This window comes from uncultured Campylobacter sp. (assembly GCF_938039205.1).
Classification (GTDB): domain Bacteria; phylum Campylobacterota; class Campylobacteria; order Campylobacterales; family Campylobacteraceae; genus Campylobacter_A.
Genome location: NZ_CALHVM010000029.1, coordinates 26,106 through 51,072, shown reverse-complemented (window position 1 = coordinate 51,072; position 24,967 = coordinate 26,106). Strand labels below are relative to the sequence as shown.

24 protein-coding genes are annotated in these 24,967 nt (G+C 47.1%); 8 read left to right on the top strand and 16 right to left on the bottom strand.

Going from position 1 to position 24,967, the window contains the following annotated elements:
- From Q0394_RS04775 to yedF, 3 genes are all read left to right on the top strand, one after another.
- On the top strand, positions 1-891 hold an 891-nt coding region (locus Q0394_RS04775), incomplete at its 5' end, for a dihydroxy-acid dehydratase (RefSeq protein WP_298945740.1).
- 382 nt (positions 892-1,273) lie between these two features.
- On the top strand, positions 1,274-2,482 hold the full coding sequence (gene yedE / locus Q0394_RS04770; protein ID WP_298945739.1) for a selenium metabolism membrane protein YedE/FdhT: 1,209 nt from the start codon (positions 1,274-1,276) through the stop codon (positions 2,480-2,482).
- Between the two features lies 1 nt (position 2,483).
- Positions 2,484-2,726 carry a sulfurtransferase-like selenium metabolism protein YedF gene (gene yedF, locus Q0394_RS04765; protein WP_004323059.1) on the top strand — a complete coding sequence of 81 codons (243 nt, stop codon included), beginning with the start codon at positions 2,484-2,486 and terminating at the stop codon, positions 2,724-2,726.
- Positions 2,727-3,119: 393 nt separating this feature from the next.
- Here yedF and Q0394_RS04760 read toward each other — a convergent pair whose 3' ends face one another.
- The 5 genes from Q0394_RS04760 to Q0394_RS04740 form a co-directional block, all read right to left on the bottom strand.
- Positions 3,120-4,265 (bottom strand): iron-containing alcohol dehydrogenase, encoded by a 1,146-nt coding sequence (locus tag Q0394_RS04760; RefSeq protein ID WP_298945738.1) that lies wholly within the window; start codon positions 4,263-4,265, stop codon positions 3,120-3,122.
- A 79-nt stretch (positions 4,266-4,344) separates the two neighbouring features.
- Entirely contained in the window at positions 4,345-4,473 is a 129-nt protein-coding gene (locus Q0394_RS04755) for a hypothetical protein (RefSeq protein ID WP_002943393.1), read from the bottom strand.
- Between the two features lie 8 nt (positions 4,474-4,481).
- Positions 4,482-5,609: a cytochrome d ubiquinol oxidase subunit II gene (locus Q0394_RS04750; RefSeq protein ID WP_298945737.1), complete on the bottom strand. Its 1,128-nt coding sequence runs from the start codon at positions 5,607-5,609 to the stop codon at positions 4,482-4,484.
- Positions 5,593-7,122 carry a cytochrome ubiquinol oxidase subunit I gene (locus tag Q0394_RS04745; RefSeq protein WP_122867105.1) on the bottom strand — a complete coding sequence of 510 codons (1,530 nt, stop codon included), beginning with the start codon at positions 7,120-7,122 and terminating at the stop codon, positions 5,593-5,595. Before Q0394_RS04745 ends, Q0394_RS04750 begins: the two co-directional genes overlap by 17 nt.
- A 1-nt stretch (position 7,123) precedes the next feature.
- The gene (locus tag Q0394_RS04740) at positions 7,124-7,339 is read right to left on the bottom strand and encodes a DUF4492 domain-containing protein (protein ID WP_122867106.1); all 216 of its coding nucleotides are present in this window, start codon (positions 7,337-7,339) and stop codon (positions 7,124-7,126) included.
- 134 nt (positions 7,340-7,473) lie between these two features.
- On the opposite strand from Q0394_RS04740, the gene Q0394_RS04735 reads away from it, so the two are divergent.
- On the top strand, positions 7,474-9,138 hold the full coding sequence (locus Q0394_RS04735; protein WP_298945736.1) for a CTP synthase: 1,665 nt from the start codon (positions 7,474-7,476) through the stop codon (positions 9,136-9,138).
- 22 nt (positions 9,139-9,160) lie between these two features.
- Here Q0394_RS04735 and Q0394_RS04730 read toward each other — a convergent pair whose 3' ends face one another.
- The 4 genes from Q0394_RS04730 to Q0394_RS04715 are packed head-to-tail and all read right to left on the bottom strand — an operon-like array spanning position 9,161 to position 12,938.
- Entirely contained in the window at positions 9,161-10,003 is an 843-nt protein-coding gene (locus Q0394_RS04730; protein WP_298945735.1) for a hypothetical protein, read from the bottom strand.
- Positions 10,004-10,006: 3 nt separating this feature from the next.
- Positions 10,007-10,780 (bottom strand): ABC transporter ATP-binding protein, encoded by a 774-nt coding sequence (locus tag Q0394_RS04725; RefSeq protein ID WP_298945734.1) that lies wholly within the window; start codon positions 10,778-10,780, stop codon positions 10,007-10,009.
- On the bottom strand, positions 10,774-11,829 hold the full coding sequence (locus Q0394_RS04720; protein ID WP_298945733.1) for an iron ABC transporter permease: 1,056 nt from the start codon (positions 11,827-11,829) through the stop codon (positions 10,774-10,776). Before Q0394_RS04720 ends, Q0394_RS04725 begins: the two co-directional genes overlap by 7 nt.
- On the bottom strand, positions 11,826-12,938 hold the full coding sequence (locus tag Q0394_RS04715) for an ABC transporter substrate-binding protein (protein WP_298945732.1): 1,113 nt from the start codon (positions 12,936-12,938) through the stop codon (positions 11,826-11,828). The genes Q0394_RS04720 and Q0394_RS04715 overlap by 4 nt, the downstream gene beginning before the upstream one ends.
- A 175-nt stretch (positions 12,939-13,113) precedes the next feature.
- Between Q0394_RS04715 and Q0394_RS04710 the strand changes: the two genes are divergently transcribed.
- The 4 genes from Q0394_RS04710 to Q0394_RS04695 all read left to right on the top strand — a co-directional run bounded on the left by Q0394_RS04710 (position 13,114) and on the right by Q0394_RS04695 (position 17,831).
- Positions 13,114-13,266 (top strand): hypothetical protein, encoded by a 153-nt coding sequence (locus tag Q0394_RS04710; RefSeq protein WP_298945731.1) that lies wholly within the window; start codon positions 13,114-13,116, stop codon positions 13,264-13,266.
- Positions 13,256-14,827, top strand: a complete 1,572-nt coding sequence (gene recJ, locus Q0394_RS04705) for a single-stranded-DNA-specific exonuclease RecJ (protein ID WP_298945730.1) — start codon at positions 13,256-13,258, stop codon at positions 14,825-14,827. Before Q0394_RS04710 ends, recJ begins: the two co-directional genes overlap by 11 nt.
- A gap of 59 nt (positions 14,828-14,886) precedes the next feature.
- Positions 14,887-15,198 carry a hypothetical protein gene (locus Q0394_RS04700; RefSeq protein WP_298945729.1) on the top strand — a complete coding sequence of 104 codons (312 nt, stop codon included), beginning with the start codon at positions 14,887-14,889 and terminating at the stop codon, positions 15,196-15,198.
- A gap of 635 nt (positions 15,199-15,833) precedes the next feature.
- Positions 15,834-17,831 carry a TonB-dependent receptor gene (locus Q0394_RS04695; protein ID WP_298945728.1) on the top strand — a complete coding sequence of 666 codons (1,998 nt, stop codon included), beginning with the start codon at positions 15,834-15,836 and terminating at the stop codon, positions 17,829-17,831.
- A 275-nt stretch (positions 17,832-18,106) separates the two neighbouring features.
- Here the strand turns inward: Q0394_RS04695 and Q0394_RS04690 are convergent, their stop codons facing one another.
- The 7 genes from Q0394_RS04690 to Q0394_RS04660 all read right to left on the bottom strand — a co-directional run bounded on the left by Q0394_RS04690 (position 18,107) and on the right by Q0394_RS04660 (position 24,864).
- Positions 18,107-18,325, bottom strand: coding sequence for a hypothetical protein (locus Q0394_RS04690; protein WP_009494786.1), 219 nt, complete (start codon positions 18,323-18,325; stop codon positions 18,107-18,109).
- A 145-nt stretch (positions 18,326-18,470) separates the two neighbouring features.
- On the bottom strand, positions 18,471-19,103 hold the full coding sequence (locus Q0394_RS04685; protein ID WP_002950947.1) for a protein-L-isoaspartate(D-aspartate) O-methyltransferase: 633 nt from the start codon (positions 19,101-19,103) through the stop codon (positions 18,471-18,473).
- Complete coding sequence (locus Q0394_RS04680; protein ID WP_298945727.1) at positions 19,100-19,870, bottom strand: carbon-nitrogen hydrolase family protein; 771 nt, start codon at positions 19,868-19,870, stop codon at positions 19,100-19,102. Before Q0394_RS04680 ends, Q0394_RS04685 begins: the two co-directional genes overlap by 4 nt.
- Complete coding sequence (locus tag Q0394_RS04675; protein WP_298945726.1) at positions 19,857-20,879, bottom strand: ribonucleotide-diphosphate reductase subunit beta; 1,023 nt, start codon at positions 20,877-20,879, stop codon at positions 19,857-19,859. The genes Q0394_RS04680 and Q0394_RS04675 overlap by 14 nt, the downstream gene beginning before the upstream one ends.
- Positions 20,880-21,027: 148 nt before the next feature.
- The gene (locus tag Q0394_RS04670; RefSeq protein ID WP_298945725.1) at positions 21,028-22,659 is read right to left on the bottom strand and encodes a flagellar hook-basal body complex protein; all 1,632 of its coding nucleotides are present in this window, start codon (positions 22,657-22,659) and stop codon (positions 21,028-21,030) included.
- Positions 22,660-22,663: 4 nt separating this feature from the next.
- Positions 22,664-23,368 carry a flagellar basal body rod modification protein gene (locus Q0394_RS04665; RefSeq protein ID WP_009494792.1) on the bottom strand — a complete coding sequence of 235 codons (705 nt, stop codon included), beginning with the start codon at positions 23,366-23,368 and terminating at the stop codon, positions 22,664-22,666.
- Between the two features lie 47 nt (positions 23,369-23,415).
- Positions 23,416-24,864 (bottom strand): flagellar hook-length control protein FliK, encoded by a 1,449-nt coding sequence (locus Q0394_RS04660; RefSeq protein WP_298945724.1) that lies wholly within the window; start codon positions 24,862-24,864, stop codon positions 23,416-23,418.
- Positions 24,865-24,967: the final 103 nt, after the last annotated feature.

Sequence of the window (24,967 nt, the reverse complement as noted above, 5' to 3'; positions counted from 1 at the left end):
GTCGATATGGCGATGGGCGGCAGCAGCAACACCGTGCTGCATATCCTGGCTATCGCGCGCGAAGCGGGAGTAAATTTGCAGATCGCGGGGCTCAACGAGATCAGCCGCAAGATCGCCCACATCGCCAAAATCAGCCCTAGCCTGCCAAATATCCACATGGAGGACATCGACCGCGCGGGCGGCCTAAGCGCCGTGATAAATGAAATTTCGCGCCGCGATAACGGGCTGCTAGGGCTAGACGCGCTAACGGTAAGCGGCGAAAGCCTAGGCGAGCGCGTCGGAGCAAGCGCCATAAAAGACGAATCGGTCATACACAAGGTCGAAAACGCTTACTCGCAGGTCGGCGGACTGGCGGTTTTGTTTGGAAATTTGGCCGAGCAGGGCTGCGTCATCAAGACCGCGGGCATCATCGGCGAGCGCAAATTTAGCGGCAAGGCGGTCTGCTTTAACAGCCAAGACGAGGCGATAGAGGGGATCTCAAGCGGCAAGGTAAACAAAGGCGACGTGGTCGTCATCCGCTACGAAGGGCCGCGCGGAGGCCCGGGCATGCAGGAGATGCTAAGCCCTACAAGCCTAATCATGGGGCGAGGGCTCGGCGCAGACGTGGCGCTGATCACGGACGGGCGTTTTAGCGGCGCTACGAGGGGGCTAAGCGTCGGGCACGTGAGCCCGGAGGCCGCCGAGGGCGGTATGATCGGATTGCTAGAAGACGGCGACATCATCGACATCGACGTGGATACATACGCGATCAACGTGCGCCTAAGTGAAGCTGAGATAGCCGAGCGCAGGGCGAAATTTAAGCCGATTGAAAAACCGCTGCCGTATCGCTGGCTGCGAATGTACCGTAAGCTAGTAACGAACGCTAGCAACGGAGCGATTTTGGAGGCGTAGGACTTTATATCTAAGATATTTTGGTCAAAACGCTAGGTTCTCTTTGGTCTAAATACACGCAAAGCGGTAGCAACTAAAGAGAACCGCTTAAAACATCCTCGAAAAAGCAAAATTAGGCGGTAGATGCCGGCCGAAAGTCGCGGTAAAAGATCTAAACGAAAACAAAAAAGATGGTTATAGATTTTATATTTTAGATAAAAATATCGCAAATTAATCTAGCTAAATTTTAATTTTATTTAATAATATCTTAGCTACAATTCTTATTTTTTAGCGTCAAGTTTGACGACCACGTTTTAGGATACCTAGATGACTACCTCATAGATACGCGTTTAATCTCAAATTTTAGTCTCGCGGGGCGAGGAAATTAATACAAAGAAAATTTATGTTTAAAGAATTTAGAACGAAATATCTAACGAATTTCTGGAACGTCGGGCAGGCGATGATTATCTTAGCCATCGTTGCGACCGTGTATTTTGGGATTTTTGGCGGCGGATGGGCGGTGACCGGCGAGATGACGCGCTGGGGCGGCGAGTTTTTGGAGCTTTTCGGGATGGATCTTAGCGGCTACTCCTACTACAAGATCACGAACCTTGACGGCAACCCGCTCACGCGCTTTGAGGGGCTTATGCTAATAGGCATGTTCGTCGGCGCTACGATCGCGGCATTTATGGCAAACAAAGTCAAATTTCGCCTACCCGCAAGCAAAATTCGCGTTTTTCAAGCTATCGTCGGCGGCTTGCTTTCGGGATTTGGCGCGCGTCTAGCCTTTGGCTGCAACTTGCTTGATTTTTTCACCGGACTGCCGTATTTTTCGCTACATACGTGGCTTTTTGCCGTATTTATGGTGCTTGGCATCTACGTCGCCGTCAAGGTCGGCAAGCTGCCTATCTTTATGCCTAAAACCGAACTTAAAAACTTCGGCCCAAAAGGCAAAGGCACGACGCACGACAAAGGCCGCGCCGACCGAAATTTCGCCGTCGGCGTGATTATCGCGATTTTAGCGATTATCTGGTTTGCGTATCTTTTGATGCAAGTGCCGGCGCTCGATCTAAAAGTCAAAGCTAGCATCTTGCCGCTTGGACTGCTTTTCGGACTGGTTTTTGGTTTTATTATCTCAAAGGGTCAAATTTGCTTTACTTCGTGCTTTCGCGACCTATTTTTATTCGGCAGGGACGTCGCGACGAAGGGCGCTTTTTATGGCATGATAATCGCCACGCTCATCGTTTTCGTGCTGATGCTAAACGGCTACGTCGGCAAGGTTACGAATTTCTCGCCGGCGGTTGCGATCGGAGCGTTTTTATTCGGCTTTGGTATCGTATTTGCGGGCGGATGCGAGTGCGGCTGGACGTATAGAGCCACCGAGGGGCAGCTGCACTTTATGATCGTGGGCGTCGCAAACGTCGTAGGAACTATGGTGCTAGCCCTTAGCTACGATCTCATCCCGGCATGGATCAAAGACGGCCCGAAAATCCAGCTTTTAGAGGTATTCGGTCCGCTGGGCGGCTTAGCGGTAAATTTATGTTTATTCGTTTCGGCGCTGCTGCTGGTGTTTATCTACAAACGAAATTTCTTCGCCAAAGGAGGCTACTAAGATGCATGAAGACGATTTTGAAATAAGCTATACGCTCGATATCCTAGGCGAGGCTTGCCCTATGCCCGCCGTCGCGACGCTAGAAATCCTACCGAAAATGAAAAGCGGCGAGGTGCTAGAAGTACTTTGCGACTGCCCGCAGGCGATAAACTCGATCCCTTACGACGCGAGAAACAGGGGCTTTGAAGTGCTTAAAATCGAGCAAGACGGTCCGACGCTTAGATTTATCATCAAAAAGCCTTAGTTTAAATTTAGGCGCAGAGCAGGGTTTAGGCGCGCCCTGCTCTATTTTGCTACGGCGGGCGGGTAAGTTTGCCGTTTGCAAAGTAAATTTTGCTCGCCCGGCCGCGTTTTGTTTATCTTGCGCGCTTAAATTTATGATTCGTGCAGTATTTTGCGTTGTTGTTTTCGCCATGCCGAAATTTACCTGCCGCGCGCGTATTTCGTACTTTTGCGTTTAAATTCGCAACCCGGAAAAACTCGGAGTAAATTTAAAGCGCAAAATTTACAATTCGGCAAATCAGATCCGCTTTACCAAAGCGCCGAAATTTACCAATTTATCTCGCAGCGGTTAAATTTAAACCGGCGCATTTTCGTATCTTGCTAGCGCCGAATTTAGCCGCAAATTTACTCAAATTTACTTCGCCAGCTCAAAAATCTCTTTGATATTTTCCTTCGTGTAGAGCTTGTCTTTGCGCCAGTTTGCCGCGTAGTCGTGGGCTAAATTTAGCACCTCGTCTAGCGTTTCGCCCTCTATGCCGACGGCTTTTAGGCTAACCGGAGCTCCGATTTTGCTAAGCCACGCTTTAAATGCGGCGATACCTTCGTCGGCTAATTTTACGCCAAAAATTTCCCTTGCAAAACGCTCGAATGCGCTTAAATTTCGGCTCTTGTACCATTTCATCCACGCTGGCATTATGACTGCTAGACCCGCTCCGTGCGCGCAGTTTACGACCGCGCTCATGGCGTGCTCAAGCATGTGGTTTGGATAGGAGTAGCCGTGCGTGCCGACGTATGTTAGGCCGTTTAGCGCCATCGTCGCCGCCCAGGCAAACTCGGCTCTGGCATCGTAGTTATCGGGACCTGCTAGTAAAATCTCGGTCGTTTTCATTACGGTTTTGATGTTTGACTCGATGTAGAGGTTGATGATTTCAGGCTGCACTTTAGCCGTGAAGTATCCCTCGATGCTGTGCGCGATGATATCTGCGGCGGAGTAGACTAGATACTCGCGGCTAACGCTTGCTTGTAGCTGCGGATTTACGACTGAGACTAGCGGATATAGGACGTCGCCGTGGATGGAGAATTTTTGTTTTGTAGCTTCGTTTGTCACGACTGCGCCTGAGTTCATCTCGCTGCCCGTCGCCGCAAGGGTTATGACGTCAAAAATTTTTAACGCGCGGCTCGGATCCTTGCCTGTGAAAAAATCCCACACGTCGCCATCATATAGCGTGCCTGCGGCGATGGCTTTGGCGCTATCTAGACAGGAGCCTCCGCCTACGCTTAGCACGCTATCGGCGTTAAATTTCCTAGCTAGCTCGATTCCTTCGTAAACTTTGCTTAGCACTGGGTTGCTAACCACGCCGCCAAGCTCTATAAACTCTATGCCGTTTTCTTTTAGGCTCGCTGCGACCGTATCGAAGAGTCCTTCTTTTTTGATGCGTTCGCTGCCGTAGATCAGTAGGGTTCTTTTAGCGTCAAATTCGCGCATATAAAGCCCGATATTTCGCTCTTTGCCTCTGCCGAATTGTATTTTAGTGGGGTTGTGAAAAGTGAAGTCAAACATCTCGTTCTCCTTAAAATTTTAGCCTCATTATAGCGATAAAAGCTAAAATTTAAGTAGAACGAGATTTGCGGATCAGCGCTTATTCGCGCAAATTTCCAAAGTATTTGTCGTCGTTTTTCTCGACGTGTTTGATGTTAAAATGGACGAATTTATATCCGCCAAAAAGCGCCAAAACCCAAAGAAAAAGAAAAACTATCGCTTCTATCATTTTTATCCTTAATATGCGTGATGATCGTGCTTGATCTCGTCGGCCGTGATCTTTTTGCTATCCATCGCGCGCCAGACCGCGACGATATAGCCCAAAACTACGGGTACCAAAAAGCTTACGTAAAACATTACGTTTAGCGTGTAGTGGCTAGAGCTTGCGTTTTTGATAGTTAGCGAGCTTTGCAAATTTGAAAACGACGGATAAAACGCCGTGTCCGCAAGCCCGGATATCAAAAATAGCCCCGTAACTGTTAGCACTACACCCACGCCGTAAGGCACTACGCCGTAGATGCTTGTCGTAAACGCACCCTTAAATATACCAAAAAGCACGAGCCCGACGCCTATAACTATCATAGCTGCAACAAGCGGCATCTGGAGTAAATTTAGAGCGTATTTAAAGCCAACTAAGCTCACTACGCCGCTCTCGTCGTATGCAAAGCCGGTCTTTGTAAATATCCAAGCGATGAATATTAAAAAGAACGGCAAAAACAAAATCGTATTTTTTAGTGCCGCTTTTCTGGCGTTGGCTCTGATCTCGGCATCGTCGATGTTGTTGATGAGGTAGAGCGCTCCGCCCACGCGAGCTAGGAAAAACATCGCGATACCGAGCGGATAGAGCATGATGTTGCCCAGCGCCTCAAGGCCGCGAAACGGCGTCTGCCATTGTACGAAGTTGTGCTCGTTTAGTAAAAAGTCGCTACCCGAAAAAAACGTGCTAACGGCCATACCGATTAAAATAACGCCGAGAGAGCCGTTTATGAAAAGGAAAATTTCATAGGTTTTTTGACCTAGGAAGTTGTCCGGTTTTTTGCGGTATTCGTAACTAACGGCTTGAAGGATAAAGCAAAACAAAATCGCCAGCCACACCCAGTACGCGCCGCCGAAACTCGTAGCGTAAAACAGCGGAAATGCCGCAAAGCACGCGCCGCCAAACATTACGAGCGTAGTAAACGTAAGCTCCCATTTGCGCCCGATAGAATTTATCACCATGTCCTTTTGCAGCTCGTTTTTGCAAAGTCCGAAAAGCAGCGTCTGTCCGCCCTGAACGAACATCATAAACACCAGCAAACCGCCTAGCAAGCTAACTACGCACCACCAGTAAATTTGTAAAAATTCTAAACTAAGCATGGTTTTCAAATCCTATTTTTATTTGTTTTAGCATGATTTTTATCTCGGCTATGAGTAGGGCCGTGAAAAGCACTGCAAATAGTATAAACGAAATTTTGACGTTTGTGCTCGATAAATTCGTCGCTCCCACGCCCACGGTCATGAGATCTTGCACGACCCAAGGCTGACGACCGACCTCGGCTACTATCCAGCCTGCCTCGATAGCTACGTAGCCAAGCGGTATCGTAAATACGCAGATCCAGAGCAGCTTTTTGAAATTTTCGATATTGTTCGCCATGCAAAGATAAAGCACGACGAAAAATAGCGCTAAAAAGTAGGTGCCAAGCGCAACCATCACGTGGAAGCTATAAAACGTTAAGCCAACAGGCGGCACGGCGCTTTCCGGGGATTTTAGGTATCCGTAGCCTAGAAATTTCATATTTTGAGCCAGAGTTTGCTCGGCTTGTTCCATCGCGGCTTTATCGCCCGATTTTTTAGCGGAGTTGTAGCTAGCTAGCGCGCTAACGGCTAGCGAGCCTTTGGACATTTTGCTTGCGACGCTCTCTATGCCGTGAGTTTCATTGCCATACACTAGATCGTCTATGCCGGGCGTAAAGTTATTAAACCCTCTTGTGGCCATAACTCCGAGCGCGTAAGGAAATTTTATCTCGAGCAAGAACGGATCTTTGTCGTCGCCAGGTTTTTTAGACGGATCTAGTACGCCCATAGCGACTAGGCCGGCGTTTGTTTCGCCTTTATAAAGGCCTTCCATCGCGGCTAGTTTCATCGGCTGAGTACGTGCGACCTGATATGCGCTCTCGTCGCCGCTAAACATCAAAAATAGCGACGTAACGAGGCCGAAGCTTGCTGCTACGATGATGGATTTTTTAGCCATGATTAGGTGGCGTCCTTTCAGGATAAACCACGCTGAAATTCCTATCACGAAAAGCGCGCTAGCAACGTAGCCACTAGTAACGGTGTGTAAAAATTTGATGATACCCACCGGGCTAAGCGCTACTTCAAAGAAATTTTCCATTTCCATTCTAGCGGTTGCAGGGTTAAATTTCATACCTATTGGATACTGCATCCAGCCGTTTGCGATGAGGATCCAAAGCGCGCTTAAATTTGAACCGATAGCCACGAGCCAGGTCGAGATGAGGTGGAATTTCTTGCTAACCTTATCCCAGCCAAAAAACATAACGGCAAAGAACGTCGCCTCCATAAAGAACGCGAGTATGCCCTCGATAGCCAGCGGCGCGCCGAAGATGTCGCCAACAAACCAGCTGTAGTTCGCCCAGTTGGTACCAAACTCAAATTCCATTATGATACCTGTAGCCACGCCGATGGCGAAGTTTATACCGAAGAGTTTTAGCCAAAATTTGGTGATTTTTAGCCACTGCTCGTTGCCGGTTTTGACGTAGATACTCTCCATAATGGCGATGATAAAGCTAAGTCCCAGCGTGAGCGGAACAAACAAAAAGTGGTATATGGCAGTGAGCGCAAACTGCGCCCTAGACCAATCGACCGAAGCGATTTCAGACATTTTATTCCTTTGTCAAATTTGAGATGACGAAGTTTGCTTTTGCCTCGTCGCTCTTAAATTTTGAATTTAAACTTTCATCAAAGATAAATACTTTTAAAATCCCGAACATTATAAGTAGCTTGATAGCTATCACCAGCCACAAGCTCCTTCCGAGCTTCATGTTCCTAAAGCCGTCTATATACAAAGACGAGATGTTTTTAATATATTTTTTAATCATAACTTAACATACTACAGAAATTTAACTTAAAACATTATTTTAGAGTTTCCGTTTTATAAATTTTTTTCTTTAGCTATCAAGCGTTTATAAATTTTAAATAAGGTATAATCGCGAAAAAAATTTAAAGGCGCGATATGCAAAAAAATCTAAACGAAACAAAGTATATTTTTATAACCGGCGGCGTGCTAAGTTCGCTAGGTAAGGGCATTGCGGCGGCTTCTATCGCCACGCTTCTTAAAAATACGGGTTTAAAAGTAAGCATGCTAAAAGCAGATCCCTACATCAACGTGGATCCTGGCACCATGAGCCCGCTCGAGCACGGCGAGGTTTTCGTCACCGACGACGGCGCAGAGACAGATCTGGATCTGGGGCACTACGAGAGATTTTTAGACGAGAGCCTAAGCCAGGATAACAACTTTACGACCGGCCGGGTTTATAGCTCCGTCATCGAAAAAGAGCGCAGAGGCGACTATTTAGGCAAAACGATCCAAGTCATCCCGCATATCGTGGGCGAGATCGTCGACCGTATCAAAAAGGCGGGCGAGGGTCGCGACATACTGATCGTTGAAATCGGCGGTACGGTAGGCGACATCGAGGGCTTGCCGTTTTTGGAGGCTATCCGCGCCCTTCGCATCGAGGTTGGCCGCAAACGCGCGATGAATATCCACCTAACGCTCGTGCCGTTTATAAAAGTCGCCGGCGAGCTAAAAACCAAGCCTACCCAGCACAGCGTCGGCGAGCTGCGCCGTATCGGCATTAGTCCTGATATGATCATCTGCCGCGCCGAGCAGCCGCTAAATCGCGAGTTAAAAGATAAAATAGCCGCCAGCTGCGGCGTAGAGCGCAACTGCGTCATCGAGAGCATCGACTCGGCCAGTATCTATCAGGTGCCGCTCGCGTTTTATAACCAAGACGTTTTAACGCCGATCGCCGAAATTTTAAATTTGGGCGAGCTAAAGCTTGATATGCGCAACTGGGACAGCCTAGTTAAGCGCATCATCGCGCCAACGAAAGAAACCACGATAGCATTTGTGGGCAAATACGTCGATCTAAAAGAGAGCTACAAGAGCCTAACCGAGAGTATCATCCACGCGGGCGCGAGCCTTGACGCGAGGGTAAATTTAAAGTGGATAGATAGCGAGAAGATCGAGCCCTCAAACGTCGAGGAGCTACTAAAAGACGTAGGCGGCGTGCTAGTTGCTGGAGGTTTTGGCGAGCGCGGCGTGAGCGGCAAGATCGAGGCGATCAAATACGCCCGCGAAAACGGCGTGCCGTATCTTGGCATCTGCCTAGGCATGCAGCTAGCGCTCATCGAGTTTGCTCGCAACGTGCTAAAACTCGAGGATGCAAATTCGGTCGAATTTAAGCCCGAGTGCGTAAATCCTATCATCTATCTCATCGATAGTTTCATCGACGCGCACGGCCAAACGCAGATCCGCACGCACCAAAGCCCGGTCGGCGGCACGATGAGGCTTGGCGCGTATACTTGCGACGTGAAGCCTGGCTCGCTACTAAGTCAAATCTACGGCGGCGCCAAATGTGTCAAAGAACGCCACCGCCACCGCTACGAGGCAAATCCGAAATACAGAGCCGAATTTGAAGCAAACGGCCTGATAGTTAGCGGCGAGAGCGACGGACTGATCGAGGCTGTCGAGCTTAGCTCGCCCGCATCTGGTGCCAAAAACTCGCATCCGTGGTTTGTCGGCGTGCAGTTTCATCCGGAATTTACCAGCCGCTTAACAAATCCAAATCCCGTAGTTTTGGGCTTTATCAAAGCTAGCCTAGAAAAATCGAAATAATCAAATTTAGAGCCGTTCGGCTCTAAATTTTCTTTTCCGTGACAAATTTATCTAGGATTACTTTTACGAATTTTTCGGTAGAGTTTTTGCCGTAGCTAAAATAAAGACTAGGCTCGATAAGCTCGACTTCGTTGATTAAAATTTTATCTTTTGCGCCGATTAGATCTATCCTTGCGTAGACGGGATTAAAGGCAAGCCTAGCTAAAACGTCTCGCGCGACGTTTAAAAAGGCTGCAGTCGGCTCTACCGAGCTAATCTTAACGCCGAAATTCGAGTTTGCCCTATAATCGTCGCTAGCGGGCGAGCGGCGTACGGCGTGAGAAAAAACGCCGCCTAAAAATATCAAGCAAATTTCGCCGCTAACGGCGATCTCTTCGATAAAAGGCTGAAGCAAAGCTCCGTTTTTATATTCGCTTAAATTTGATATTTCGTCGATTTTATTTACGCCGTTGCCGCTCTGTCCGACGAGCGGCTTTATCACGCCGCCCGGGCAAATTCGCCTTAGCTCTTCTATATTTTCATCGCCGTTTAAAAGCGTGCTAGGGATCGCGGGAAGTCCTAAGGCTTCAAGTTCTAAGAGGTATTTTTTCGATAAATTCCAGCGCACGACCTCGGCGCCGTTTATTATCTTCGCTCCGCTTTTTTCAAGCTCGCTCAAAAACGATAAAAATTTAGCCGCGTCTAGGCTGTAATCCCAAGCCGCAAGCGGCAAAATCAAAGAATCTTCGTCTAGCGAACCGACGCCTAAATTTTGCCACGGCACTATCTCGCACTGTGCGCCGCTGTCGCTAAACGCGCGGCTTAAATTTCGCAAATCCTCGTTGCCCTTTGCGTAAGCAAGGCAACTTAAGATAAAAATCCTCACGCGCTACTCTACCCCGAACGCTGACTTTGCGACTACGGCCGGTACGCCGGCATCGTCGTAAAAAATATCCACGTTTACTTTATAAAGCTCTTGTATTAGCTCTTTAGTTATGGTTTTTTTAGCTTCGCCTTTGGCTTTTATCTTGCCGCCGTTTAGTAGCAACACCTCGTCGCTAAACTGCGACGCCAGCGATAAATCGTGCAGTATCATCACGGTGGTTATGCCGTGCTCGCGCGTAAATTTCCTAACGCAGTCCAAAAGCACGCATTGATGGTGCATATCAAGAGCCGAAACAGGCTCGTCCAAAAGTAAAATTTTAGGCTTTTTGATAAGCACGGAGGCAAACATCACCATCTGGCGCTGGCCGCCTGAGAGCTGCATCACGTCGCGACCGGCTAGGTGCAAAATCCCTAGTTTTTTCATTATATCTACGGCCGAGTTTATTTGCTCGTCTTTTAGATAAAGCCCAAGACTATCCATAAGCCCTAGCAAAACGACCTCAAGAGCCGTTAAACTAGCGTCTACGTAGCTATCTTGGGGCATGTAGCCGATTTTCTTTTTCCACGAGAAATGGTTTTTGAAATTTAACCTCTCTTCGCCGAATTTAATCTCGCCCTCATAGCCCATCTCGCCGAAAATCGCGCTTATGAGCGTAGTTTTGCCTGCGCCGTTAGGCCCTAGTACGGAGTAAACCTTACCTTCTTCAAAGCTAGCGTTTACGGCATCTGCCGTGCAAAGCGAGCCGCGGTATATCGTTAAATTCTTAAGCTCTAGCATACGTTTTTCCTTGAGAGAATGATCCAGAAGAAAAACGGCACGCCCACAAACGCCGTGATGATACCGACCGGAAAGAGTCCGCCCGGATTTATAACCTTAGAAAGCACTGAAGCTATCGACAAAAACGCCGCACCGACGAAGATAGTAGTAGGCAGAAAAAATCTCTGATCCTCGCCGACTAAATTTCTAGCTATATGCGGAGCGACCAGGCCGATAAAGCCTATAACGCCGACGAAGCTAATAACCGTAGCCGTCATAACCGAAACTATAAGCAAAATTTTAATCCTAAGGGCGGATAAATTTACGCCCATGCTTTTGGCTCGCTCTTCACCCAGTTTCAAAGCCGTTAGCGCCCAAGTATTTAGCATCAGTAGCGAGATGCATACGACCGTTACGACCGTAGCGACAGCCAGCGTACTCCATTTAGCCTTTTGGAGGCTACCGAACAGCCAAAACAAAATCGCCTGCGAAATCTCGGGCGCGGACAAAAACTGCACCAAAGAGAGCATAGACTGAAACAAAAACAAAAGCGCGATACCGACTAAAACCAAAGTAGCCGACCCAAATCGCCTCATCATCGAAAACAAAAACAGTATAGACGCCGCTAACATCGTCATGATAAACGCACCGATAGGCACGGCGTAAATTTGAGGCAGTCCAAACGAACCAAACGCCATCACCAGCGATGCGCCAAACCCTGCCGCCGCGGCAAGCCCCAGCGTATAGGGGCTTGCCATAGGGTTGTTTAAAAGAGTCTGTATCTCTGCGCCGCCCGCTCCCAAAGCCGCACCTACGACTAAAGCCATAAGCGCTACGGGAAGCCTGATATCGTAAACGATGTGGTATAAAAATTTATCCTGCTCGCCGCCTAAAATCGGCTGTAAAAGCGTATCTACGACTTCTTTTGGCGAGAGCATCGCAGGCCCGGTACCGATATCAAACACCATCGAGACAAGACCCACGACTATAAAGCTCAAGATGATGATTAAGCGTTTAAATTCGCGCTTTCTATGAGCCTTTACGACCTCTTCGGAGCTTATTTTATTCATTTTTCGTCCGCTTGGATGGCTATAGTTCCGACGGGAACGACAGGCAAGTACTTTTTGTGAAAATCAATGTAGGTCTTTATCGGATCTACGTCTTTAAATAGCTGCGGATACAAAGCTTTTGCGATATATTGCACCATCGCCATATCCGCAAGAGTTCTTGACGCGCCCATATATAGGCCGTATAGGCGGTTATTTTTGATAGCCGGAAGCTCCGACCAACCGACACGTTTTTTAAATCCGTCCAGTCTTTTTAACGCTTCGGCTTTATCTATGTTTATGCCCATCACCATCGCGGTCGGTTCTTTTTTTAGTTCGGTTTCGCGGCCTGTTATCATTATAACGTCGGGTTTTGCGGCTATGACTTGCTCGGCGTTGATGGGTGCCCACTGCTCGACTAGATCGGCTGCGATATTATCTCCGCCGGCCAAATCTATCAGCGAACCCCACATATCTTTACCGTAGGTTATCCCTGTGTCGTCAGGACCGCCGCGGCCGAATTCTATGTAAATTTTAGGTTTAGGCAAATTTGCTTTTGCGATGCGATCGCCCACTTCTTTTACGGTGTCTTCGTATAGTTTAGAGATCTCGTCCGCTCTTTTTTCCTCGCCTAAAATTTCGCCTAAAATTTTAGTGCTTTTTACGTGAAGCTCAACCTTCTCGCGGTTATAATCAAGCACGACTATCGGGATATTTAGATCGGCTAAAGGCTTTAAATCAGGCTCTAGCACGTTATACTGCCAAGATGCGAGTATTAGCAAATCGGGTTTTAGAGAGATAACTTTTTCTACCGAGAACGTACCGACCTCTACCTCGCCGAAGTCCGCAAGCTTATTTAGCTGCGGTAGCGCTTTGCTATATAGATCCCAACTAGCAGGCGTCCAGTCCGTCCAAACCTCTTTTGAAAAGCCCACGACTTTATCTAAAGCCTTAGTGCCGCCGACGGCTAAAAAGTCGGTGTAGTAAAAACCCAAAGCTATGCGTTTAACGGGTAAATTTACCTTTACCTCGCGACCTAAGACGTCTTTTATGACCTTAGTTTCGGCCGCCGCTTGGGTTGCTGAAAACACCGCAAAAAGCACCAACAGCGCTTTTAAAAAAGTTATTTTCATATCGTTCCTTTTTGTTGAAATGAGAGCGCAATAATACAAAAATGCATCTTAACCTAGGTTTAAATATAATAATTAATATCATTTCAAATATAATTTCGACTCGCTGAAAATTATAAGAAATTAAATTTCAAAAAGCTATAATTTGCGCATTAGAAAATAAAAAAGAAGGAAAAAGATGAAATTTGAACCAAAATTTAGCCTTTTTTGCGGTGCGGTAGGGGTAAATTTGACCCCAGAGGCGAGCGAAAATTTAGGCAAAAACGGTGGCAAGGCGGCGAAATTTGACGGCGAGGCTTACGCGAAAGCCCGTCAAAATAATGTTGAATAAGGAAAAAATAAAGGAATTACTGAATCAAAGATTTGAAAAGGACATTCACAAAAAACTTTCAGAAATTCCTACGCCTGATGCGTTAAAGGATGTATTTAAGGGTGCCGAGCGCATAAAACGCGCGATCGAGCGAAACGAAAAGATCGTCGTCGTCGGCGACTACGACGTGGACGGCGTGATCGCCAGCGTCATAATGGCCGAGTTTTTCGATGATTTGGGCGTTAGCGAGTATTTCGTGCGTATCCCAAATCGTTTTAGCGACGGATATGGGTTAAATCCGCAAATCGTCGAGGAGATCGCGGATGCCGGCCTCATCGTGACTGTGGATAACGGCATCTCGGCAAACGACGCGGCTCAAATTTGCAAACAAAAAGGCATCGATCTCATAATCACCGATCACCACATGCCGCCTGATGTTCTGCCCGAGGCCTATGCGATCATAAACCCGAAGCAAAAGGATTGCCACTTTCCAAACGTCGAAATTTGCGGCGCTCAGGTCGCATGGTATCTAGTCGGCGCGCTAAAAGACGTGTGCCGCATCAACTACGATATGGGTAAATTTCTAGACCTCCTCGCTATCGCGATAATCGCCGATATGATGGAGCTTCGCGACCTAAACCGCATCCTGGTTAAGCTTGGCGTAAACCGCCTAAACAGCTCGCGCAGGCCCGCATTTACGGCGATAAAGCAGCTTTACGGCAAGGATAAATTTGAGTGCGACGACATCAGCTTTCTCATCGCGCCGCTCATCAACTCCTCGGGCCGCATGGACGATGCGAGCGTATCTTTTGAGTTTTTACGCGCTAAAAGCTTAGACCGCGCTTGCGAATGCCTCGATACCATCGTAAGCTTTAACAACTCGCGCAAGGAGGAGGAGCGCACGCTTTTTGAGTGCTCGCTAAAGGACGTGCGCGAGGACGAGCACATAATCGTAACATGGGGCAGGGGCTGGCACGAGGGCGTCATCGGCATTGTTGCCTCGCGTCTGGCTAAGCAGTTTAAAAAGCCCGCCATCGTCTTTAGCATCGACGAAAACCGCGCCAAAGGTAGCGCTAGAAGCGTGGGCAAGCTAGACATCCTCTCGCTCATCGCTAGCCACGAAAATTTACTTGCAGGCTACGGCGGGCACAAGGGGGCTGCGGGCATCGTGATAGATCCGGCAAATTTAGAAGCGTTTAAAACCGCGATAAATAGCTCGTGTATGCTGATGGATCTGCACGAATTTAGCGCGTTTGACGAGCCTCTAGGCGAGATAGAGGCGGGCGAGGTGGACTTCGAGCTACTTGAAATTTTGGAGCATTTTGAGCCCTACGGACAGAAAAATCCGCGCCCGCTCTTTGAGATCAAATCCGCCGTCGTCAAAAACAAAAAACTAATCGGAAGGGAACAAAATCACCTAAAGCTCATTCTGCAAAAAGACGGCAAATGCCTTGAAGCGCTGTTTTTTAACTTCACTCGCGAGCCGCATGCCGGCGAGAGCATCGACCTCGTTTTTTCGGTATCGAAAAACTCGTTTCGCGGACTCGTTACGCCGCAGCTGCTGGTAAAAGAGATATCGTAAATTCGGCTCGCTATGCCTGGATTTTGGATTAAATTTAGAGATTTTTCGGTGGTAACTTTATGGCTAAATCTAAACAAATAAGAAATAAATCTAGCAAAAAGAAAACTATTTTTAGCCAGTCAGTAATCGAAAAGATTTTATTTTATACGTTTATCGCTATCGTCGCCGTTATCTTATATATCATTAGCACGTTTATTCATAAAGAGAAAAAGATAGTCTGCGAAGAACAGCCACCCGAAGTCATGCTAGCAGCACTCAGAGAAGGTACGCCAGACGCGATAAAAGAGGCAATGAAAAAGGTAAACTGTAGAGAAGTAGAAGTATACAAGCATTCTCGACATAAAAGATTTTTCTCAAGAAGAATGCACTAAATAAATTTAAATTTAATATTAATATTTAAAATTTGCGCTTAAATTCGACAAAATCATACGATAAATTTTCAAATCCCATCGCAAAACGGCAATTTCTCGCGGATAAAACACGAAATTTTAAAATCTATGAGTCAATTTTAGAGTCTTGTGAAAATTTATTTTTGATATTTGCCGTCTTATTTAAGATGCGACTCGGTTCTAGTTTTATATCGAATTTAAAAGCAAAATGCCGCAATTTAAACACGCAATCGTCGTCACGGGCAGTATCGGCAGCGGCAAGAGCGCGGTTTGCGAGATACTCGCGAGCCGCATGCCGGCGAGAGCATAGACCTCGTTTTTTCGGTATCGAAAAACTCGTTTCGAGGACTCGTTACGCCGCAGCTGCTGGTAAAAGAGATTTTGTAAATTTAATCTCGGTTTCGTTTAGCTCAAATTTGATGAAACCGAGATTACTTAAATTTATAATTCTAATCCTTTAAAGTTACTTTTCTACACACTTAACGCAAACGACCGAAATATCAGGATTTGAGCTAAATTTCACACAAAATAATTAACATTACATAGATATTCATACTTTATTTAAGTTGATTTTTGCTTCAATTTCAATATTAAATATTAATTTTGCAGGAGCGAAAATGAAAATTTCTTACGTTTTGGCACTGGCCATGGCGTCAAATTTGATGCTTAGCGCCGAGGAGGCGATAAGCCTGAGTCCCGTTACCGTCTCGTCAAAAATGCAAAAATCAGCCCTCGACGAGCCTACAAACGCCCAAATAGCCGGAAAAGGCGCGATACTGGAAAACAGCGACATCGCCAAATCGCTTTCAAATTTGAACGGCTTTACGATGGAGCGTAAAGGCGGAGGCGGCAGCGAGGTTTATTATCGCTCGCAAACGGCGGCTAGGCTGCCCGTACTTATCGACGGTAGCACGCTAAACGGCGGCTGCGGCATGCGCATGGATACGCCCATCACCTACATCTCGGCGCAAAACTACAGCTCGGTTCGTATCGTAAAAGGCCCGCAAGACGTCAGATACGGCGCGCTCATTAGCGGCGGTATATTTTTCGATAGGGAGATAGCAAGGCTGTCAAAACCGAGCTTTGGAGGAAACGTAAGCGTACTTGGCGGTAGTTTTAAGCGGTTTGAAACTACTGCGGACGTAGCAGCGGGGAATGAGCTGGGTAGCCTAGAGGTCTCGGGCGGACACCATGAGAGCGGCGACTATAAAAGCGGCGGCGGACAGAAAATGCATACACACTATAAACGTAACAGCGTCTCGCTCGTAGGCACGCTAACGCCGACGGAAACTACTGCCTTACAGTTAAGCGCGGATCTGGGCGAGGGCGAAGCGGCGTATGCGGACAGGATGAGGGACGGCGTGCAGTTTGACCGTAAGTCTTTCGGACTCAAATTTGAACAAGATGTTGGCGAGCACAAGATCAGGCTAAGTTCGTACTATCATCAAATCGATCACATAATGGACAACTTCACAATGCGTCCGGTAGTGCCGGGCACGGGGCGCGGCAAGGGATATAGCATCAGCCACCCGATACGCGATATGTATGGCTTTAAGCTAGAAGGTGAGCTAAATTTCGACAATCTAACAAGCTATCTTGGCGCTGGGTACTCTGAGGATGTATTTAAGTGGAGAGGCGCTGGAACGGGCGGAGCCGGCGTATCTAAAGCCGAAATGGACGCAGCCGTATCAAAGCCGCACGTAAAAGAGCGCAAGGTAACGTATAAAACGATCTACACTCAAAACGAATACGTCCTAGAAAACGACTACGGGCTTTTTGGCGGACTTAGGCTGGACGCGGGCGAGAGAAAACTGTTAAAAACGCATAAGAGCAGGAAAGAAAATTTATTCTCAGGCTTTTTTAGATACGAAAAATATCTGCAAAATTTAACGCTTTACGCAGGACTAGGTCACGCACAAAGACTACCTGATCACTGGGAAACGAACAAGGACGCGAACTTAGAGCTACGTAAAGAAAGAAACACGCAGCTGGATTTTGGCGCCGTACTAAAAGATCAAAACTACGAGCTAAGCGCGAATTTTTTCGTCTCAAAGATGGATGATTATATCATGCTAAAATATAATCCTATGGGCATGTCCTCAGATGCGTTTAATACCGACGCCTTGCTATACGGCGGCGAGATCGAGGGCACTACGCTGCTAGCCGATATGTTTAGGCTGGGGGCGGGCGTATCCTATGTCTACGGCAAGGTGACTAAAAATGCAGGAGGCCTAAAAGACGGCGACGCGTTGCCTAAGGTTTCGCCTCTAGCGTTTAAACTAAGCGCCGGTTTAGAAAAGCCCGACTGGTTCGTCAAAGCCGACTTCTACGCTAACGCGTCGCAAAACCGCGCGCAAAAAGGCTACGGCGATGTGGGCGGCATGGACCTGGGTAAGAGCGATAGCTTTTGGACGCTGGGGCTAAGTGCAGGCTATAAATATAAAAATTATCAATTCTTGCTAGCGGCGGAAAATTTAAACGACGCCAAATACGCCTATCATAACTCAAAAGGCGGCTACGGCGGCGGTATCGCAGGCTACGAGACTATCCCGAACGGCACGAGGCTTTATGAGCCCGGCAGAAGCTTTTGGGCGAAATTTAAGGTGCATTTTTAGGGCGTAGCTCGGTTAAATACGGCGCGGTTCGATTTGGATTATTTTCTCTCGGTACTGCGCCGAGTTTATGCTAATATTAAATTTGCCGCGTTGGGATTTCGGTGATATTTTGTTTGTTTTGGCGGGTTTTTAAATTTGAAGTCAAATTTAACCAAAGCGAGCATTAAATTTGGCAAATTTGGAGATTTTTATAGTGATGTAAAGAAATAAATTTAAAAATAGCGGAATATCTAACTAGAAAATTTGATAGAAATTTCGGGGAAAGCCCCCGAAATTTAAGCTCTTTTATCTTCCAAGCGATTTAAAACAGGTTTTAAAAACTCGTCAAATTCATCTTGCGTTAGCACTCTTTTGCCTAGTTTTTCCTTGCACTCTTTACCGAGCTCGCAAAGCACCTCGCGGTTTGCGATGCTTTGGGCCTTGCCGTGCCTTGCTAGCACCGTATTTAGCTCGTGTTCCTCTGAGAAATTAACCAACTCGCGATCTGTTGCCATTTTAGCTCCTTTGCTAAGAATTTGTATGACGATTATACAGTTTTAGGTTTAACGTATGGCTAAATTTGCATGATAAACGAGTTTGCGTAGTTAAATTTAAAAGCGGAGTTTGTAAAAATAGCGGTGTCAAATTTGACGGCTCGCGCTACTCTATCCCGCCCAAAAGCGGTACGAATAAGCACTCGTCAAGCGCTTTTTGCGTTATCTCGCCGCGAGCGTCCTTTGTAAATTTTACGATAAACTGTTTGCCATCTTTTTTGATGGGAGCTACTAAAATACCGCCGTTTTTTAACTGGTTAAAAAGCGTCTGAGGCACCTGCTGCGCTGCGGCCGAAAGCAAGATCCTATCGTATGGCGCATAGCTTTTCCAACCAACGTTTCCGTCATCAAATCGCACGTGAACGTTGTGGATTTTAAGCGCCTCAAAGCGTTTTTTGGCTTCGCTCGCGAGCTTTTCGATGCGCTCGACGCTAAAAACCCTGTGCGCCAAATGCGACAAAATCGCCGCCTGATAGCCGCTACCGCAGCCGATCTCTAGAGCGTTGTCGATATCTTCGGCTTCGAGCGCTAGCGTCATTTTGGCTACCGTTAGAGGCGAGCTGATCCATTGATTGCCGCCGATGGGCTGAGCGTCTAGGCTGTATGCGTGGCGAGTGACGGGCGCAAAGATCTCGCGCGGCGTGTCGCAAAGAGCCTTGTAAAGAGAGGGCGTCAGAGTGAGTATATCGCCGATCTCATCGGCCATGTTGGTGCATTTTGATTTTTCAAGAGCGGTCATAAAATCCCCAAATTTCGTTTGGTTTCAAGGATCAAATTTGAGTCGAATTTAGCCTCTTTCGCAAATTCGCCGCTCGGCAAAAACACGCCCGAAAACTCCAGATCAAGCGAACTTGCGGCTACGACGTAGCAGCTGTTAGCAAGCGCTAGAGCCTTGCAAAGCGTAAGATATGCGTCCTGGCGCGCCTCGCCCCACATGGCGGGCACTAGGATGACATCGCAGCCCTTTAGTTGCTGCCAAAGATGGGCAAATCTAAGCTCAAAGCAAATAAGAACGCCGATTTTTAGCCCTTTAAAATCAAAAGGCTTTATCGCAGATTCGTCGCCTGCAGCAAAAATTTCATGTTCTAAATTCGGGCGAAAAAGCTTTGATTTGTTTTGCGTATAAAAGACGTTTTGGCTGTTTAGCAGGATAAATTCGTTATAAATTTCGTTTTTTTGCGCCTGCGTGATTGAAATTTGCGCGAGTCCTTTGGCGCGGTTTAGACTTGTTAGATGCGTGAGTCCGAGGAATTTATCGGGAGTTAGCGCTTCTTGCAAGGCTTCAAAAAGTATAGCATCAAAGCTACCGATCGAGCCGCCCAGCATAGCGCGGTTTGCGCCGCTAAAAAATCTGTCGAAATCATATCCGCTAACGCATAGCTCGCTAGCTAGGATGACCGAATTTTCGGGCGCGACGGCGATTTTTTCTAGCAGTTCGTCTTGTCTTTGCTGGCGGGTCGGCGCAGTTAGGACGATAGGGTATAAATTTGGACTAAAAGTCGTCAAAACTGATGCTTCCCTTGCTGTAGTTGGTCACTTTTGCCTCAAAGAAATTTGACTTTTGGTCATTAAATTTAGCAAAATCATCGACCCATTTTATTGGGTGGGCGACGTTGTAGCGGCGCTTTAGCCCGATGGCGACTAGGCGCTGGTCGATGAGGTAGCGGATGTATTGCTCGATGATGTCGTCGGTAAAGCCCATGATCTGGTTTTGCGTGATGTATTTGCCCCATTTGATCTCAAGCTCGCCCGCGCGCTCAAACATGTCGTAAATTTTAGCCTCGGTTTCAGGCGTGAAAAGATCCGGACGCTCGGCGCGGACGCTGTTTATCATGTTTTGAAATAACAGCAGATGTGTGATCTCGTCGCGTTGGATGAAGCGGATCATCTGAGCTGAGCCTAGCATCTTGCCAGCGCGAGCTAGAGCGTAGATCGCTGTAAAGCCACTGTAAAAATAGATGCCCTCTAAAATTTGGTTGGCAACCATCGCAAGAAGTAGCTTCTCGTCAGTCACTTCACCCGCAAGCTCTTCATAGACGCTTGAGATGTAGTCGTTTTTCTCGCGTAAGACGTCGTCGTGCTTCTCCATCTCATAGATGAGGTCGGTGTTGTCACAGATCGCCTCGACCATGACGGCATAGGACTTGCTGTGGTTTGCCTCTTCATAGGCTTGACGGCTTAGTACGGCGTTGATCTCTGGCGCGGTGATGTAAGGGTTGATGTTGTCAGCTAGGTTGTTTGTCTGAAAGCTATCCATCGAGATGAGCTGGCTCCAGACTAGGTCATACATGCGCTTTTCGGCCTGTGTGAGGTTGTAGGCGTAGTCGCGCACGTCGTCCGTGGTGTCAACCTCTTTTGGAAACCAGGTGTTAGCTTCCATCAGGTCCCAGAGCTTGAGCGCCCATTGATATTTTGCCTTGGTGAAATTTAAGATGCCGTGCGGATTGCCGTTAAATACGCGGCGATCGGTCAAATTTTCATTTGAGCTTGGATTGTAGATTCTTTTTCGGTTCATAATTTTTTCTTTATTCGGTAAATTTTCGGGGCTGATTTTAGCTAAAAATTTATTTAGATATCTTAAAAGCAAGCTATTTGAGCGCGTCAAATTTGGCTTTACGGTTGCAGCTAAATTTAAAAACCCGCGTCAAATTTGCGGGTTAAATTTAGCGTTTTAGCTCGATTGCGCGCTGGAGCATTTCGTTGCTAGTCGTGATACTCTTGGCGTTAGCGTCGTAGGCTTTTTGCGTGACGATGACTTCCGTCAGAGCCTGCGCTAGATCGACGTTTGACTGTTCTAGCGTGCTGCTAGCCAGTTTGGCGCCGTAAATACTTTTGCCACCTGCGTCTTTATAGAAAAAGGCCGCGCCGGAATTCGCGCTTTGCGAATAGATATTATCGCCCATTTTTGCAAGTCCCTGCTCGTTTTGGAAGTGATAGAGAGCAACTTTGCCGACGGAGCGGACTTGGCCGTTTGTAAACTGCGCCAAGATATTTCCAGAATCGTTGGTGTAATAATCCTTTAAAATACCCTCGCGTACGCCGTCTTGCGCGATCGAGATACTTTTGGCTTGAGACGCGCTAGTGACGCCTGAGTAAATTTGACCCGCAGCCACGGGAGTGCCGAAGTCTAACTCTATTTGCGAGCCGTTATTATCTAGGGCGCTTAAAGTAGAGCTAACAAGCCTACCTTCGTAATCAAAATTTAGCTCGCCGTTAGTATTTGAAACTACTGCTCCGCTTGCGTCTTTTACGGTTGCCGCCGCATCCCAAACTGTACCGTTAGCACCCTGAGGTACGCGTTTTGTTAGCGTTAGCTCAAGTTTATTTTTTGTGCCGTCCGCATTTAAAAGCTCGGTTACGAATTTTTCCTGATTTGCCGCTTCTTTAGTCGTGTTTATTTTTGCGGTCAAATTTGGGGCGGTCGTTAGATCAAAATCTCTTTCAAATTTCTGACTTATGCTCCAGTTGCCGTTTTCGTCGATCGGAGTGCTAAATTCAGCTGTTTTACCATTCGCGTCGGTTGCCGTTACGGTTACTAGATCGCCTTTTCTGGGGCGGGTTATCGTATCGTCAGCCGTGACTCGCCCGCGTAAATTTATAGTTCTAGAGGGGTTATCTATGCTGCTATTATATGTAGCGTTATCGACTGGCGAAGTGGTTGGCTCGGTTTTAAAAGATGAGTCGAGATTTCCTTTAAAAGTTACCTTTGAAGTCGGTTTGGTTGGTAGATACAAAAACTCCGGTAGGCGAATTTTGCCCTGAGAGCCGATGTCGCCGACGTCAAGGTCTGTAGTGTCGGCGCCCAGAGTGTAGGCTTGCGTGACTGCGGCTCGTCCGTTAACTCTACCGAAAGCCTCTATCGCGCCCTGGCTTGGAGTGACTTGTGTTAGCGTATTTTGCGTGCCTAGGACGTAGTTGCCTTGATTTGTTACGAGATATCTTTCTTTATCTACGCCAAAGCTGCCGGCACGCGTATAGTATGTGCCAGAGCCGTTCGTTACGCCAAAAAACCCCTTGCCGCCTATCGCCATATCTAAAACGTTATCCGTTTTCATAAACGGGCCTTGCTTGTAAAAGCTAAGCGCCGTCGTCATACCCGTAGCACCCAGGCCGACTTGATCCTGCGTCGGATTATTGCCGGCGGCAAAGGATGTCTGATAAAAGATGCTTTTAAATTCCGGTATCGAAGCGGTAAAGCCGACGTTGTTTATGTTGGCGATGTTGTTCGCCCAAACATCCATGCTAAATCCCTGCGTTCTCACGCCGCTAACGCCGTTATATAGGCTTCTTACCATGGATTTATCCTTTTGACGGCTCGGTAAATTCTTTGACTTTGTCGATGCTGACGTATTGTCCGCCGACCTTTACCTGTGCGACGCCATCGATAAATTTGACGCCCTCTACGAGATAGTTGCCTACGCCGCCGGTTTTGGCGCCGCCAGCGTGATCGACGTAGTTTATCTCTACCGAGTAGGTGCCTGCTTTTGCGTCGTTGCCTGCGCTATCCTTGCCGTCCCACTCAAAGGTATTGGCTCCGGCGCTAGCTTGGCCGAATTCTAGCTTTCTTACGAGTTTACCGGTGCCGTCTTTGATATTTATCGTGCCGCCTTTTGCCGCGCTTTCTAAAAATCCCGCAAATTTGACGCCCGAGCCTTCTTCTTTTACGATGCCGCTATCGCCGATTTTAGCCATCTTGCCTAGCACTCCGACGGCGTACATATTTGTGCTATTTTTTAGCTGGTCGGCTAGCTTTTGCATCATTTTGTTCGTATTTTCTTGCATTTCAAGCGAGGCTAGCTGGCTAGTTTGGGTTAGCATTTTTTCCGTATCCATCGGGCTTGTCGGATCTTGATACTGAAGCTCGGTTAAAAGAAGTTTCATAAAAGCGTCCTTGTCTAGCTGGGCATTTGGATTGGTGCCTGCGGCCTTTTGTAGGGCGTCCGCTGATTTTTTGGCGGCCTGGTTGTTTACCGTAAAGTTATTGGTTTCTAGTCCGTTTGACATCTTTTATCCTTTAAATTTTTATATCTCAAGCAAATTTGATTCCAAATTTACACGTAGCGCGGAACGACGAGCTCTAAACGAGGCGCGGACGGTTCGCTTTGCTCAGCGTCGTCGGAGCTAAATTTGGAGCCTTTGTAGCTCTTTTGCCCTTGCTCTTTTTTTGGCTGATTTTGATCGCTAAAGTTCATCTCAAGCTCGGTAAAACCCATATTTACGAGGCTGTTTTTAAACTCGGCCTGATTTTGTAAAAACAGGTTCATCGTCTGCGTGTTGGAGCTAAAATTTATGTGCAGATTGTTGCCGCGATTTACCATCGTGATCTCGACTTCGCCCAAATTTAGTGGATTTAGCGTGATGTTAAATCGCATGAAAGGCGATTTGTAGGCCGCGACCTGCTCTTTTAAATTTGAGCTAAAGTTATCAAATGTCTCGCGCACGGCTTGGAAATTCCTGCTTTGCGCCTTGGCGTTTGAGATGACATCTTTTACTATAGCGTTTAGTTCGTTATTTTCGCCGTTATCGCTTTGGGTCTCGGTTAAAATTTGCTCCTCAGCGTTTTCGCGCTCCGGAAATAGCAAATTTTGCAAATTTATCTTTTTAGAGTCTTGACCGAGCCCCGATTTTTCGCTTTTTGCGGCGGTTAAATTTAGATCGCTTTCGGCTTTGAGGTTTGGCTTATCGTCTTTTAAATTTGTCTCTTTTTCGCCATCGTTTTTTACCGCTTCTTTTATGATTTTGGAGTTTTGAGCCAAATTTTGCACGTCTTGCGCTTTTGCATTGACGTCTTTGGGCTGGGCTTTGTTTTGCTCTTCTTGTACGGCGGCGAGTAGTTTATTTAGCGTATCTTTGGGTTCTGGCTCGCTTGCGCTTATCGTCTCTTCGACCTTGTTTTTTAGCTCGCTAAAAGCGAAATTTTTCTTTGGCGTTACGGGTTCAAAGAAATCTTTTTTCGCCAAACTCGGAAACATCTCACCTAGCTCGTCCGCCTGAGCTTGTGTTACTTCGATATTTTCTAGACCTAAATTTAGCTTATTTGCTATTTCGATGAGCTCGTTTAGATTTTTGGCTCCCCTTAGCTCGTTTAGCGTCGTTTCGCTTGAGAGCGCTTTGGCTAAGCGGTTTTCGAAATTTGGAAATTTGCTGATTTTTTCGCCGCCGCTAAGCATCTCTAAAATTTGCAAAAGCTGCATAAAAGTCGCGTTTTCAAATAAATTTTCCGCCGCTTCCTCGCCTAAAATTTCTTTTACGTCCGTGCTTTGGATAGGCGCTTTGATTTGCCCGTTTTGAGCCGTTTGGGCGGATAAATTTACGGCTTTTGCCATCTCTTTTAGATCTTTTTCGCTTAAATTTTCACCCTTTTTAGCGGCCGCGTCTAGCACCATAGAGAGAAACTCGCCGTCCTCTTTACCGCCTTTTTGCGAGCTTTTGCTCTGCTTTTTCACGCCGCCTTTGATGCTCGCGTCAAATGATAAAATATCGTTTTGAGTAGTCTGCATAAAAACCCTTTAAATTTAACTTTCAAAGGGTATGCAAAAATCGTTCCTAATCGTTTCGTAGAAAAACTCGCCTCGTTTGAGGCGAGTTTGGGAGATTAAAATC